This window comes from Burkholderia sp. SRS-25, from assembly GCF_004343765.1.
GTDB classification, from domain to species: domain Bacteria; phylum Pseudomonadota; class Gammaproteobacteria; order Burkholderiales; family Burkholderiaceae; genus Burkholderia; species Burkholderia contaminans.
Genome location: NZ_PTXM01000011.1, coordinates 148,796 through 161,704, shown reverse-complemented (window position 1 = coordinate 161,704; position 12,909 = coordinate 148,796). Strand labels below are relative to the sequence as shown.

Genomic DNA, 12,909 nt, shown 5'->3' with positions numbered 1-12,909 from the left:
CTCGGCGCACACGGTGCAGGCGTGCAGCGCGACGCTGCATCCGCTTCGTCAAAGGTGAGGATTTACAGGAGCCATGGTGAGACTCTTCGGGAATTGCACGGCGCCACGCGCCAACACGCCAAAGGTGATCGGAATTTGCAGCACGCGTGCACCGCGAGAATGGCGCAGGCCCATGCGCATGTGCTGCGCAATTGCACGACTGTTTACCGGAATTCGCCGCGATATCCCGTCGAATCGCGGCGAATTCGCAAAACGGGATCCGTTAATTGCGCGGCGTCGCAGTTCAATACGCCATCGGGAATCGCGCCGGGCATGCATAAAAACAAAACGGTGCGACGGCCGCATGGCCGTTCGCACCGTCAGTCAGTACGCGAAAGGTGAGGTTTTTCGGGAGTCAGTCCTTGATCAGGAAACGCTCGCGATTCTTGCCGAGCCACGTCGGCGAGCGCCCGCGGCCACTCCAGGTTTCACCCGTCTTCGGGTTCATATACTTCGGCGGCGACACACGCTTCGGCCTGGCTGCGCCAGCGGCCGCACTTACCGGACGAAACCCGAGTTCTTCCGGCGTAATGTCGTATTCCTCGATTTTCGCGCGGATATCGGCAATCGCATCGGCAATCGCCTTTTCGCGTTCCTTGTCGATCTTTTGCTGAAGCCGTTCGAGCTGCGCGGTCAGTTGCCTGTAGGTCGCCATATGGATGGGACTCCGTGAGTGTTATTCGTGAAAAATAGATGACTCTCAGCCAACAGAAAAACGCTTCGCCCGATCGTGGCTCCCCAGCCGGTTATCTCGGGATCAATAACCGCTCTTTTTCTTGCACGCAAAGAGAAGATTTCGCGTGGCGTCATCGCTCGATTGCTGAATCACTTCGAAATCGCCGTTGCAGATCGCCCGTGCGTTGTCCGTGCAATTGCTCCAGTCGCTGCCGGTGCATTGCACCTGGGTAGTCGGACGCCCGTCCGAAGTGAACAGCGGCGCGCTGCCGCCACACCCGCCGAGCCCTGCAACCAGAGCCAAGACAACGGCCGCCCGAGGCCACCGACAGACCGACGCAAGCATGTGTTTCATTGTTGTTCCCGTCAACCTTTTTTTGAATGTCGCGAGTATGCCATGCGCGGCCCTTCGGCCGTCAGTCCGGCGTACGGCCGGGTTGCCCGCGCGCCTTGTACGGCAAGCGCTTGCGTGGATCGTCGGTGATGCGAACGAACACCTGCTCGACGTCGGGAAGCGCCTCGAGTTCGCGCTGCAACGCCTGCCGATCAAACGCCGTATCCGCACATCCTTCGACGTAAATGAAACGTCGCTGCACGGTGATCCACAGGCTCGTGCCATGCAGCCGATCGGAGCCGGCGAAGTGCGCCTTCACGGCGTCGGCGATCGGTGCGTCATACATATACGAATTCGGCTTCGTGCAGCGATGCGCGAGCCAGCAGGTGGTGCCGCGTTCGGCGCGGTAATGCGCGTCGTCGGTCATCTCGGCCCGGGTCATCCACGGGCCGAGCGGCAACGGGCATTCGGCCACGTCCCGCGACAGCGCGATGAACGGATCGTTGTACCAGTTGCGCCGGACCTCGGGCGCATCGGTGTCACCGGACTGCGCGAACGCAGAGGTCGACAGCAAAATAGTCAGCCACGCTGCGATGCCGATCCGTTTCATCGTGATCTCCTGTTCGATGCTTCACGTCCGGGCGCGCCGGCTTGGCCGTCTGGCTTACCGGTCGATGCCCAGCGCCGCCAGTTTCTTGTACAACGTCGCGCGGCCGATCCCGATGCGCGCGGCCGCTTCCACCACCTTCCCGTCGCAGGCCGCCAGCGCATCGGTCAGGAACTGGCGCTCCCACGCCACCAATGCATCGGCATACGAAGCGGCCGGCGCAGCAGGCCGCTCGCCCGCGCGCCGCTCGACCGGTGGCGCGGCCAGCGGTTGTGCCGGTGCGGCCCCGTCCGTCGATACGCGCACCGGCCCAAGGAACGGCGCGAGCGCGCGCGCATCGATCATCGACCGGTCCGACAGCATCAGCGCGCGTTCGAGCGTATTGCGCAACTCGCGCACGTTGCCTGGCCACGGATACGCGCACAGCATCTGCAGCGCATCGTCGGTCAGCTCGCAATGGGCGGCGCGCCCGTGCTGCGCGGCCAGCTCCTCGAGCGTCGCGTAGACGAGCGCCGCGATGTCGGACGCGCGCTCGCGCAGCGGCGGCGCGTGGATCGTCAGCACGTTCAACCGGTAATAGAGATCCGCGCGAAAACGCCCGGCCGCGACCAGCGCCGGCAGGTCGGCGCTCGTGGCCGCGATGATCCGGACGTCGGCGCGCACGATCCGGTTCGAGCCGACCGGCTCGAATTCCTTGTCCTGCAGCACGCGCAGCAGCTTGCCCTGCAGCGGCAGCGGCATGTCGCCGATCTCGTCGAGAAACAGCGTGCCGCGATCCGCCAGCTCGAACTTGCCGACGCGCCCCTTGCGATCGGCGCCCGTGTACGCGCCGGGTGCCGCGCCGAAGAATTCGGTTTCGAGCAGTGTGTCGGGAATCGCGGCGACGTTGACGGTCACGAGCGGCTGGAGTGCACGCGCCGACGCCGCGTGAATCGCATGCGCGAGCAGTTCCTTGCCGGTGCCCGTCTCGCCGAGCAGCAGCACCGGCGAATCGACCTGCGCGGCGCGGCGCGCCTGGCGCTTGGTTTCGAGGCTCGCGGCGCTCGTGCCGACGAAGCTCGCGAACGTGTATTTCGCGCGGCGCGCCTGCGCGAGCGAACGCTGCGTCGCGATCAGCTGCTGCTGAAGCTGTGCGTAGCGGGAAAAAATCGGCGTGAGCGTCTTCAACTGGTCGAACAGCGCGAAGCCGATCGCGCCGACCGTCTCGCCGGCCTCGTTCTTCAGCGGCAGCCGCGTGACGACGAGCGGCTCGCGGCCCGTCTCCATGATGTCGAGCAGGATCGGCTGCCCGGTCGACACGACCTCGCGCATCAGGCTGTTCGGAATCACGGCCTCGCAGTCGAGGCCGACGGCCTGCTGCGGATCGGCGAAACCGAAGCGCGCGGCGTACCGCTCGTTCATCCACACGACACGCGCATCGCGATCGACGACCACCGTGCCCGCGCTCGAATCCTCGAAGGTCCGGAACAGCGACTCGGCGGCGCGCCGCAGCACGTCGCCGTAGTTGACGGGCAGGCGGACCCAGTCATTCATCATCGTGTCGTCGTCTCCGTGTATCTTGGGCCGGCAGTCTCCGGAACGAGACGGATTATCTCACTCTGGAGACACGCCGCAATGCGTTGTCCAGGAAAGCCGTGCCTGATTCCACGGGCTGGCCGGACGGCCATTTCGTCTCCGGATCGAGACGTTTTATGTAGAATCCTCAGACAACGACCGGCGCGGGCCCGCCAGTCTCCGGCGGACCCGCGTCCGGCGGCGCAATCCGGCCGATGGCACGAAACCTGCACGAACCTGAGCCGGTCCGCGGCGCGTCCCGCGATCGAACAACAACCAAAGCCATTAGGAGACTCCCTTGTCTTTCGTGATCGTCCTCGCCGCGCTGGCGTTCCTGATGTTTGCCGCGTATCGCGGCTACAGCGTGATCCTGTTCGCGCCGATCGCCGCACTCGGCGCGGTGCTCCTGACCGAACCCGCCGCCGTCGCACCGGTCTTCTCCGGCATCTTCATGGAGAAGATGGTCGGCTTCGTCAAACTGTATTTCCCGGTATTCATGCTCGGCGCAGTGTTCGGCAAGGTGATCGAACTCTCCGGGTTCTCCGAGTCGATCGTCCACGCGGCGATCCGCTACATCGGCCGTTCACGCGCGAATGCGGTGATCGTCGCGGTGTGCGCGCTGCTCACCTATGGCGGCGTATCGCTGTTCGTCGTGGTGTTCGCGGTCTATCCGTTCGCGGCCGAACTCTATCGCCAGAGCAACATCCCGAAACGACTGATGCCCGGCGCGATCGCGCTCGGCGCATTCTCGTTCACGATGGATTCGCTGCCCGGCACGCCGCAGATCCAGAACATCATCCCGACCACGTTCTTCAAGACGACCGCCTGGGCCGCGCCGGTGCTCGGCACGATCGGCTCGCTGTTCATCATCGTCGTCGGCCTCACGTATCTCGAATGGCGCCGCCGTACGGCGATGGCTAAGGGTGAAGGCTACGGCACGTCGCTCGTCAACGAGCCGGAGCGTGTCGAAACCACGTCGCTGCCGCATCCCGCGCTCGCGATCCTGCCGCTGATCCTGGTCGGCGTGTCGAACTTCGCGTTCACGAAGCTGATTCCGCAGTGGTACGGCGCCGCGTCGTACACGGTCGCGCCGGAAGTGCTGCCCGGCGTGCACGCGCCGGTCACGACGTCGATCAAGACCGTCGTCGCGATCTGGTCGGTCGAGGCTGCACTGCTGCTCGGCATCGTGCTGGTCGTGCTGACCGCATTCAAGCGGGTGAGCGGGCGCTTCGCGGCCGGTTCGAAGGCCGCCGTCGCCGGTGCGCTGCTCGCCGCGATGAACACCGCGTCGGAATACGGCTTCGGCGGCGTGATCGCCGCGCTGCCGGGCTTCCTCGTCGTCAGCGATGCACTGAAGAGCATTCCGAACCCGCTCGTCAACGCGGCCGTGTCGGTCAGCTCGCTCGCCGGTATCACGGGCTCGGCGTCGGGTGGCATGAGCATCGCGCTCGCCGCGATGTCGGACCTGTTCATCAAGGGTGCGCAAGCCGCGAATATCCCGCTGGACGTGCTGCACCGGGTCGTCGCGATGGCCAGCGGCGGCATGGACACGCTGCCGCACAACGGCGCGGTGATCACGCTGCTCGCGGTCACGGGCCTCACGCACCGCCAGTCGTATCGCGACATCTTCGCGGTCACGATCATCAAGACACTCGCGGTGTTCTTCGTGATCGCCGTGTACTACACGACGGGGCTCGTGTAACACCCCGCAGCGGCCCGTCTCCGGGCCGCCACCTGCCGGCCGCGTCGATGCGGCCGGCTTCTCCTCCACTCCTCCCCCTTTTTGCCGCCCGCCGCCCACGCGCGCTCGCCGGCTCACTCATTGTTATCCGCAGCAAAACACTACGTTGGTCGCAGCGGCATTTTTCGCGCGTCGGGCGAGGCCTACACTGCTTTCAACGGTGATCGCATGCGATCGGCGCCGTCGAAAACCTGGAGGTATCCGCTCATGAACCCGCTCATCCGCACCATCGCCCTCGCTGCAGCCTTCGCCGCGCCCCTCGCCGCGCAGGCGCAAACCAGCCAGCCGCTCACGCGCGCCGAAGTTCATTCCGAAGTGGTTGCACTGAGAAAAGCCGGCTTCCAGCCGAGCGACTGGTTCTACCCGGCCAGCATTCAGGCTGCCGAGGCGAAGATCGCGCGGCAGCAGGGTGCGCCGCAGGCCGCGGTCGCCGGCAATCGCGGCGCGTACTCCCCGGGCCAATAGTCCGGTTTCGAATCCGCCGGCCGTGCGCGCATCAGCGCCACGCTCCCGGCTCGCGGAGCACGCACCGCACCGTCCGCTCAGCGCGGCTCGATGCTCGCTTTCGCGTAGGACTCGCGTTCCAGTTCGAGTATTTCCGCGCTCAGCTGCAGGTGCGTGCCGGGCGGCGCAACGACGTGCCGCTTCAGTTCCGCCAGCACCTGCTCCGAAAATTCACGTTTGACGTCGGTCGTCCGGCCGCTCAGCACCGCGAGCTTCGCGTGGACGAACGCGCGCGGCGCCGGCGACGTGCCGACCGCGAACGTATCGAACCGCAATGCGCGGCTCTTGATGTCGAGCTCGTTGAAATGACCGGACGCGGCAAGCGCGGCATTGAGCGCGCGCAAGGTCGCGCCGGCGTCGAACCCGTCGAGGTTCGCGGAATATTCGAGCGTCAGGTGGGGCATGGTGTAGGTGGCCTCGTGGGTATCGGGACAAGCGCCGGAAGCCATCCCGAAAGCCCACGCAGTGCCACCGGATCTATGCCTTGACCGGCTGGATCAGGCGCGCGCAGGCGCTTGCCTGCGGATCGCCGGCCGGCAGTTTCCCACAGATGCCGTCGAACTGCTTCGCGATCGATTTGACCGATGCATCGTGTGCGCCGCTGCCGCGCCAGCGGTTCAACTGCGTGACGACCTTGGTCAGCGCGCGCAGGTTCGCGCCGTAGAACGCATCGCGCGTCTTGCCGGCCTGCGCGAGCACGCTCGCGGCAATCCCTTCGATGCGAGCCGAATCGTCCGGCGCCAGCTGGACCGCATTCGCAAAGTAGGTCGCGCCCCAGCGCAGCTTCGTCGCCGGCCCGCTCGCCGAGTCATAGGCCTTGCGGTACCAGTCGAGCGCCGCGGCCTTGTCGCCGCGCGCCTTCGCATTCGCAGCCAGCCCGGACATGAAGTAGTACGGCGTGGCCGAACGCGGCAACTCGGCCTTCAGCAACGCATCCGACTCGTCGTACAGCCCCGCGTCGGTCAGCGTGTCCGCACCTTCGCTGACGAGCGCCTGGCGCTCGTACGCATTCGCGGCGCCCTGCACCGACGCGGCGATCTGCTTGCGCGCCGTGTCGGCCAGCGCGGGCGCGGCAAGCGGTGCACCCTTGCTTGCATCGCCGCGCGCGAGCAGCACGCGGCCGTGCAGTGCCATCAGCCGGTCGATCGACGACAGCGTGGTGTCGGTCGACAGGCGCGCAAGCGCCGTGTCATATGCGCCGCGCAATTTCGCATGCTGCGCGTCGTCGCCGCCGAGATACGCGACCACGCGCGCGGGCGCCGCGACCAGCACGTCCGAATCGGCACGCGACAACACAGGATCCTGCAGCACCGTGCGCAGCGAATCGGCAAGCGCCGCCTTGTCGAGTGCGCCGGCCTGCACCGGATCGTCGGACGCGGCGACCACGGCCGACTTCAGCGCGAAGCGCGCCGATTCGGCCTTCGCGCCCGCGGCGCGCGCGCGTTGCGCGAGCGTCTGCAGCGTCTCGGCGACGCGATCGGCCGCCACCGGCAGCGCGCCGTCGGTATCCCACGAATAGTCGGCCAGCAGGCGCCATTCGTCCGGCGTCAGCGATGCGCCATTCTTCAGCGCGGTCGCGAGCGTCTGCCGCACCGGGTGAGCGGCCGTCATCCCGAGCGACAGCGCCTGCATGTAGCGATCGAGATCGGCTTCGCCCGGCAGCCGCGTCACTTCGGTGCCGTCGGGGCGGAACAGGATCATCGTCGGATAACCGTGCACCTTGAAACGCTCGCCGAGCTTCTGCGCGCTTTCGGTATCGCCGTCGAGATACACGGGCACGAAGAACGACGAGCGGGCTTTGAATGCCTGCTGGCTGAAGATCGTCGATTTCACCTGATTGCACGACGGGCACCACACCGCGCCCCAGTAGAGCAGCAGCGGCTTGCCGGTGCGCTTCGCCAGCGCGAAGGCGGCGTCGACGTCGCCGTGCTGCCACGCGATGCCGGGCGGCAGGTGCGCGCCATCAGGCGCTGCGCTCGCCACCGGGGCACCCGTGGGCGTGGCAGCGGCAAGCGCCGCACCCGCGGCGGCGAGCAGGCAGGCGGCAGTCAGATTCCGGAGAGCGGTTTTCATCGAAGCGGGTCCGTTGAAAGAGACGGTTGCGGGAAAGTGCGGCGCGCGAAGCGATGGTTGTGAAGTTACAGCCATGAAGCGATGACGCTGAAGCCTGCCGACGTGCAACGCCGCGCGTGATCGTTTCGGAAAAACGCACGCCGGCCGAGGCGGCCGGCAAATCCTTTGACGATACGACGGGCACAGCCGGGAGAAAACGAACGAATTCTCGAATGAATATGACGCGCGGCATCGCGGCCGAGCGTGCTTTCAGATACGTGTCGGCCGAGCCTTCACTGCCGCGCCTTGATCCGCGCCATGTGATACACGGACTCATGCACGCCGTCGCGCAATGCATAGCCCGGCGATTCACCCTCGACCCGGAAGCCATGCTTCTCGTAGAGCGCGATGGCCGCGCGGTTGTCGGTGAACACGGTCAGCTCGAGACGCGTGATGTTCAGCCAGTTTTCCGCGAGATCGATCGCAGCCGCGAGCAACCGGCCGCCGACGCCGCGCCCGTGGCGCGCCGCGTCGACCATCATGCCGAGCCCTGCCGCATGGCGACGGCGCGGATTCTGTTCGGGATGCAGGCCGAGATGGCCGACCACCACGCCGTCGATTTCGGCGACGAGGCTCACGCCGTGCTCGCGCGCGCCGTCGAGCCGCTTCTGCCATTTCTCGAGCGACGGAAACGGATGCTGCAACGTATTCGCGTACACCGCGGGATGCGCGGCGATTTGCCGGATCGCGTCGACGTCGTGCGCCTCGCTGTGCCGGATCGTGATGTCGGTCATGGGTGGGCCGGTTCCGAAAAGTCGCGCCAGTCGCGCGGGCTGCGCACCTGCGCAGCGCCCTGTCGAGCTTATCCGATTTCACGCATTTGAAACACGGGCGTCATGCGATGCCGTTGCAGTCGCAACGACACGCGATCACGCCACGCCCTCGCGAACAGGAAAAATCTGACCGATTCTCACACCGCAGTCGGTAATTCCTGACCCGTTCCGTCGTGCGTCGCTCTCCGATCCATCGTTGCGCACGCAACGTCACGCGCACGACATGCGATGTCATGTCTTCATCACGCCGACGTCACGGCGTCTCCCTAGACTGGGCGCCGCCCACCCCGGCATGCGCCGGGCCGGCGTGTGCCGACGTCCCGGCCCGCGCACCACGAGCGCGCGTTGCACAGGATCGAGGCGACGGCCAACGCATCCGCGCGACACCATGCATCGCGCGATGCGCGCACCTCCGCCACGCGCGGCCGATGCACTCGAACGCACACGCCGCGGATCGCCCCAAGGGGGGGACGACGCACGGGCGCCTCCAGACGAAGTCACGAACGCTCCCATCACACAGGACCCGAACGCCATGACGTCACGCCGCAAATTCCTTCAGCAGACCGCCACTTCCGGCCTCGCCGCCGCCGCGCTGTCCGCCTTTCCACCGAGCATCCGCCGCGCGCTCGCGATTCCCGCGTTTCACGAGACGGGGACCATCAAGGACGTGAAGCACGTCGTGCTGCTGATGATGGAGAACCGCGCATTCGACAGCTACTTCGGCACGTTCAAGGGCGTGCGCGGTTACGGCGACCGCTTTGCGGTGCCGTCGCCGAACGGCCGCGACGTGTTCTACCAGACATACACGAAGCCGATGCCCGCCACCACCGTCACGCCGTATCACCTCGACGCGAGCCAGGGCAACGCGCAGCGCGCGGGCGGCACGCCGCACACGTGGGCCGATTCGCAGGCCGCGTGGGACCACGGCCGGATGAACCGCTGGCCCGACGCGAAGACGCCGCTGTCGATGGGTTACTACGACGCGGCGGAAGTACCGTTCCAGCGCGCGCTCGCCGATGCGTTCACGCTGTGCGACCACTACCACTGCGGGATGCACACGGGCACGATCGCGAACCGCCTGTTCTACTGGAGCGGCACCAACGGCCCGAACGGCATCAGCCCGGCCGACGGCAGCCGCGTGAAGATCGCCGCGCTGAACAACCAGTTCAACGGCGGCAACGACATCGGCCCGTCGAGCCAGGGCTGGACCTGGACCACCTATGCCGACCGGCTGCAGCAGGCCGGCGTGAACTGGAAGGTGTACCAGAGCCTGATCGACAACTTCGGCTGCAACGAGATGATGAGCTTCCGCCACTGGCGCGCGGCGATCGAGCAGATGCCGCCCGCGCGCCGGCCCGCGTACGTCGCGTCGACCGACATCACGCAGCCCGTGACGGCGGCCGGCGCGTTCTACGACCCGGCGATCGACGATCCGCTGAGCCCGCTCGCCAAGGGGTTCGGCAACACGATGCCGTACGGCTTCCTCGAATCGTTCCGCGACGACATCCGCAACGGCACGCTGCCCGAGGTGTCGTGGATCATCCCGCCGTCCGCGTACAGCGAACATCCGGGGCCGTCGAGCCCCGCGCAGGGCGGCTGGTACGTGCAGGCCGTGCTCGATGCGCTGACGGCGAACCCGGAGGTGTGGAGCAAGACCGTGCTGCTGGTGAACTACGACGAGAACGACGGCTTCTTCGACCACATGCCGTCGCCGGCCGTGCCGTCGCGCAACGCCGACGGCACCCTCGCGGGCGGCCATACGCTGCGGGATGCCGACGTCGCCGCCGAGTACCACGACTTCACGCCGGCCACGTCGAGCCAGCCGGCGATCGACGGCCGTCCGTACGGCCCGGGCCCGCGCGTGCCGATGTGGGTCGTGTCGCCGTGGAGCCGCGGCGGCTGGGTCAACTCGCAGGTATTCGACCATACGTCGACGCTGCTCTTCCTCGAGAAGCGCTTCGGCGTCGCGGAGCCGCAGATCAGCGCGTACCGCCGCGCGGTGTGCGGCGACCTGACGAGCGCGTTCAACTTCCGCTCGCCGAACAACGAACCGCTGCCGACGCTCGCGGGCCATACGACGAAAGGCCAGGTCGACGCGCTGAGCGCCGCGCAACAGGCCGCGCCGAAGATCGTGCCGCCGGCCGCGCCGTCGCTGCCCGCCCAGGCGATCGGCGTGCGCCCGTCGCGGGCGCTGCCTTACGAATTGCACGCGAGCGCGCGTGCCGATGCCGGCAACGGCACGGTCACGCTGAAGTTCGCGAACACGGGCCGCGCCGCCGCCGTGTTTCACGTCTATGACAAGCTGCATCTCGACCGCCTGCCGCGGCGCTACGTCGTCGAACCGGGCAAGTCGCTGCACGGCGACTGGGCCGCGCGCGTCGACAACGGCGGTAAATATGACCTGTGGGTGCTGGGCCCGAACGGCTATCACCGCCGCTTCACCGGCGACCTCAGCCGCCTGGCCGGTGCACGCGCGCCGCAGCCGGAAGTTCGCGTCGGCTATGCGGGGGCGAGCGGCAACCTCCACCTGAAGCTGCGCAACCACGGCGGCGGCACGGTGCGCTTCACCGTGAAGTCGAATCAGGTCTACGGGCCGCTGTCCAGCGGCGGGGCGCATGACGATCGCGGTCATGGCCAGGGCAACGAAAACGGCGACAGCCAGGGTCATGGCCACGGTACCGGTACCGCGTGGACGGTGACGGTGCGCGCCGGCGACCAGGCCGAGTTGCACTGGAAGCTCGACTCGACCGGCCACTGGTACGACTTCATCGTCACCGCGGACAGCGACCCGAGTTTCTCGCGCCGCGTCGCCGGCCGTGTCGAAACCGGCCGCCACTCGGTCAGCGACCCGGCGATGGGGCTCGCCGACCGCTTCTGATGCCGCCGCGGCGGCACGCGCTGCGCCGCGTGTCGCCGCCCGGGCCGGCCCGGCCGAGAACGGCGGTCAGGTTCCGGCCGCGGCTGCGCCCGATCGGGCGCAAACGCCCGCCCCGCGTGGCTCAAACATCTGAAGGATCTGTGGTTCAGCCCTCAATTCCCCCCCAACGAAATTGCTCCGAATTGCGGCCCGTTCGCGTTAAACTGCGCCAAGCTGTATTCAAGAATGACATCTTCGCCACCGCGGCATCCACGATACGAGGATAGGTTCGATGCGCACTACCGGCTCATCCGGGGCAATGACCCTGCTCACCGAACACGACCCGGCCGACGGTCGCGAACTACGCTCGCTCCGGCTCGAAGCAACCGGCGACGGCAAGAGCGTGCTGCTGATCGAGATCGACGAACGCAAGCCCGGCATCCACCGCGAAGTCCGCTACGAGATCACGCCGGCCGAACTGATCGCGGCGATCCGCTCGCACGGCGCCGAGCTCCCCGGCGAAAACCACGGCGCCGCGTCGCTCGCCCGCACCTCTTCCTGATTTCGACCGGTGAGCCGCGCGCAACGCGCCGGCTCACCGCGCCCCCCTGCCGTCGCCAGGCCCTTTGAGTTATTCCCGCCGCTGACTTGAAAAAGGCCGATAATCGGCCCATCTGCGCGCTTTCCGCGCGCGTTTCCTTTTTCGGCCAGCCGTCATGCTCCTCCGTGACCTCGTCGCCCAATACGGGCCGCTTCTCGTCTTCGCCAACGTGCTCGCGGCGGCCATCGGGCTGCCGGTGCCCGCGATGCCGACGCTCGTGTTGTTCGGCGCGATGTCCGCGATGCATCCGGCGATGATCGGCTCGCAACTGGTCACGGTGATCGCGCTGTCGGTGCTCGGCGCACTGATCGGCGACACCGTGTGGTACCTCGCCGGCCGGCGCTTCGGCGGCACGACGCTGAAGACGATCTGCCGCCTGTCGCTGTCGCGTGACAGCTGCGTGAAGAAAACCGAACGCTTCTTCGGCCGCTACGGCGTGCGGGTGCTCGCCGTCGCACGCTTCATTCCGGGGCTGTCGCTCGTGTCGGTGCCGATGGCCGGCGCGTTCGGCACGCGCTATCGCACGTTCGTCGGCTACGACGCGCTCGGCGCCGCGCTGTGGACGATCGTCGGGCTGATGGTCGGGCTGATATTCGCTCGCCAGATCGACTGGCTGTTCGCCGGTGCGGGCCAGCTCGGCCGCGTGGCGCTGCTGGTGGCCGCCGTGGTGCTCGCGGTGTACGCGGCGATCCGCTGGATGCGCCGCCGCGCGCTGATCCGCCAGCTCGCGAGCGCGCGGGTCGGCGTCGACGAGCTCGACGCGATGCTGCGCGATACGTCCGCGCCGGTGGTCCTCGACGTGCGCTCGCCCGAGCATCGCAAGCTCGACCCGTTCACGATTCCCGGCGCGCAGTTCGCCGACGAACGCCAGATCGGCGACATCGTCTCGCGTTATCCGTTCTCGCAGAAGTTCGTCGTGTACTGCTCGTGCCCGAACGAATTCACAGCCGCGCTGATGGCGAAGCGCCTGCTCGACGCCGGCTTCACCGATGCGCTCGCGCTGCGCGGCGGCCTCGATGCATGGCGCGATACGGGCCGCCAGCTCACGTCGCTCGTGGAAGACATGCCCGCTGCGAACGATCCGGTCGCGGGGCTGCACAAGCCGGCCTGAT

The 12,909-nt window shown here is 67.2% G+C and carries 12 protein-coding genes; 5 read left to right on the top strand and 7 right to left on the bottom strand.

Annotated features, from left to right (window positions below):
- Positions 1-394 precede the first annotated feature (394 nt).
- From C5O79_RS17305 to C5O79_RS17290, 4 genes are all read right to left on the bottom strand, one after another.
- Complete coding sequence (locus C5O79_RS17305; RefSeq protein WP_046548721.1) at positions 395-694, bottom strand: H-NS histone family protein; 300 nt, start codon at positions 692-694, stop codon at positions 395-397.
- 102 nt (positions 695-796) lie between these two features.
- The gene (locus C5O79_RS17300) at positions 797-1,069 is read right to left on the bottom strand and encodes a hypothetical protein (protein WP_081421152.1); all 273 of its coding nucleotides are present in this window, start codon (positions 1,067-1,069) and stop codon (positions 797-799) included.
- A 61-nt stretch (positions 1,070-1,130) separates the two neighbouring features.
- Positions 1,131-1,658, bottom strand: coding sequence for a BON domain-containing protein (locus tag C5O79_RS17295; RefSeq protein WP_122477101.1), 528 nt, complete (start codon positions 1,656-1,658; stop codon positions 1,131-1,133).
- A 54-nt stretch (positions 1,659-1,712) separates the two neighbouring features.
- The gene (locus C5O79_RS17290) at positions 1,713-3,191 is read right to left on the bottom strand and encodes a sigma 54-interacting transcriptional regulator (RefSeq protein ID WP_131931513.1); all 1,479 of its coding nucleotides are present in this window, start codon (positions 3,189-3,191) and stop codon (positions 1,713-1,715) included.
- 316 nt (positions 3,192-3,507) lie between these two features.
- Between C5O79_RS17290 and C5O79_RS17285 the strand changes: the two genes are divergently transcribed.
- Entirely contained in the window at positions 3,508-4,911 is a 1,404-nt protein-coding gene (locus tag C5O79_RS17285; protein ID WP_046548724.1) for a GntP family permease, read from the top strand.
- 246 nt (positions 4,912-5,157) lie between these two features.
- Positions 5,158-5,415: a DUF4148 domain-containing protein gene (locus C5O79_RS17280; RefSeq protein WP_122477557.1), complete on the top strand. Its 258-nt coding sequence runs from the start codon at positions 5,158-5,160 to the stop codon at positions 5,413-5,415.
- A gap of 77 nt (positions 5,416-5,492) precedes the next feature.
- Here the strand turns inward: C5O79_RS17280 and C5O79_RS17275 are convergent, their stop codons facing one another.
- From C5O79_RS17275 to C5O79_RS17265, 3 genes are all read right to left on the bottom strand, one after another.
- Positions 5,493-5,858, bottom strand: coding sequence for a 5-carboxymethyl-2-hydroxymuconate Delta-isomerase (locus C5O79_RS17275; protein WP_046548726.1), 366 nt, complete (start codon positions 5,856-5,858; stop codon positions 5,493-5,495).
- Between the two features lie 73 nt (positions 5,859-5,931).
- Entirely contained in the window at positions 5,932-7,527 is a 1,596-nt protein-coding gene (locus C5O79_RS17270; protein ID WP_122477103.1) for a thioredoxin family protein, read from the bottom strand.
- A 272-nt stretch (positions 7,528-7,799) separates the two neighbouring features.
- Positions 7,800-8,300 carry a GNAT family N-acetyltransferase gene (locus C5O79_RS17265; RefSeq protein ID WP_124472911.1) on the bottom strand — a complete coding sequence of 167 codons (501 nt, stop codon included), beginning with the start codon at positions 8,298-8,300 and terminating at the stop codon, positions 7,800-7,802.
- 571 nt (positions 8,301-8,871) lie between these two features.
- Here C5O79_RS17265 and C5O79_RS17260 point away from each other — a divergent pair.
- The 3 genes from C5O79_RS17260 (at position 8,872) to C5O79_RS17250 (ending at position 12,908) form a co-directional block, all read left to right on the top strand.
- Positions 8,872-11,217 carry a phospholipase C, phosphocholine-specific gene (locus tag C5O79_RS17260; protein ID WP_131931511.1) on the top strand — a complete coding sequence of 782 codons (2,346 nt, stop codon included), beginning with the start codon at positions 8,872-8,874 and terminating at the stop codon, positions 11,215-11,217.
- A 271-nt stretch (positions 11,218-11,488) separates the two neighbouring features.
- On the top strand, positions 11,489-11,758 hold the full coding sequence (locus C5O79_RS17255) for a hypothetical protein (RefSeq protein ID WP_011353737.1): 270 nt from the start codon (positions 11,489-11,491) through the stop codon (positions 11,756-11,758).
- A 154-nt stretch (positions 11,759-11,912) separates the two neighbouring features.
- The gene (locus tag C5O79_RS17250) at positions 11,913-12,908 is read left to right on the top strand and encodes a DedA family protein/thiosulfate sulfurtransferase GlpE (RefSeq protein ID WP_046548730.1); all 996 of its coding nucleotides are present in this window, start codon (positions 11,913-11,915) and stop codon (positions 12,906-12,908) included.
- The last annotated feature ends 1 nt before the right edge of the window (position 12,909 follow it).

Excerpts from the sequence above, each read along its gene's own strand:
- C5O79_RS17305 (WP_046548721.1), bottom strand. The coding sequence starts at position 694 with ATGGCGACCTACAGGCAACTGACCGCGCAGCTCGAACGGCTTCAGCAA.
- C5O79_RS17300 (WP_081421152.1), bottom strand. The coding sequence starts at position 1,069 with ATGAAACACATGCTTGCGTCGGTCTGTCGGTGGCCTCGGGCGGCCGTT.
- C5O79_RS17295 (WP_122477101.1), bottom strand. The coding sequence starts at position 1,658 with ATGAAACGGATCGGCATCGCAGCGTGGCTGACTATTTTGCTGTCGACC.
- C5O79_RS17290 (WP_131931513.1), bottom strand. The coding sequence starts at position 3,191 with ATGATGAATGACTGGGTCCGCCTGCCCGTCAACTACGGCGACGTGCTG.
- C5O79_RS17280 (WP_122477557.1), top strand. The coding sequence starts at position 5,158 with ATGAACCCGCTCATCCGCACCATCGCCCTCGCTGCAGCCTTCGCCGCG.
- C5O79_RS17275 (WP_046548726.1), bottom strand. The coding sequence starts at position 5,858 with ATGCCCCACCTGACGCTCGAATATTCCGCGAACCTCGACGGGTTCGAC.
- C5O79_RS17270 (WP_122477103.1), bottom strand. The coding sequence starts at position 7,527 with ATGAAAACCGCTCTCCGGAATCTGACTGCCGCCTGCCTGCTCGCCGCC.
- C5O79_RS17265 (WP_124472911.1), bottom strand. The coding sequence starts at position 8,300 with ATGACCGACATCACGATCCGGCACAGCGAGGCGCACGACGTCGACGCG.
- C5O79_RS17260 (WP_131931511.1), top strand. The coding sequence starts at position 8,872 with ATGACGTCACGCCGCAAATTCCTTCAGCAGACCGCCACTTCCGGCCTC.
- C5O79_RS17255 (WP_011353737.1), top strand. The coding sequence starts at position 11,489 with ATGCGCACTACCGGCTCATCCGGGGCAATGACCCTGCTCACCGAACAC.
- C5O79_RS17250 (WP_046548730.1), top strand. The coding sequence starts at position 11,913 with ATGCTCCTCCGTGACCTCGTCGCCCAATACGGGCCGCTTCTCGTCTTC.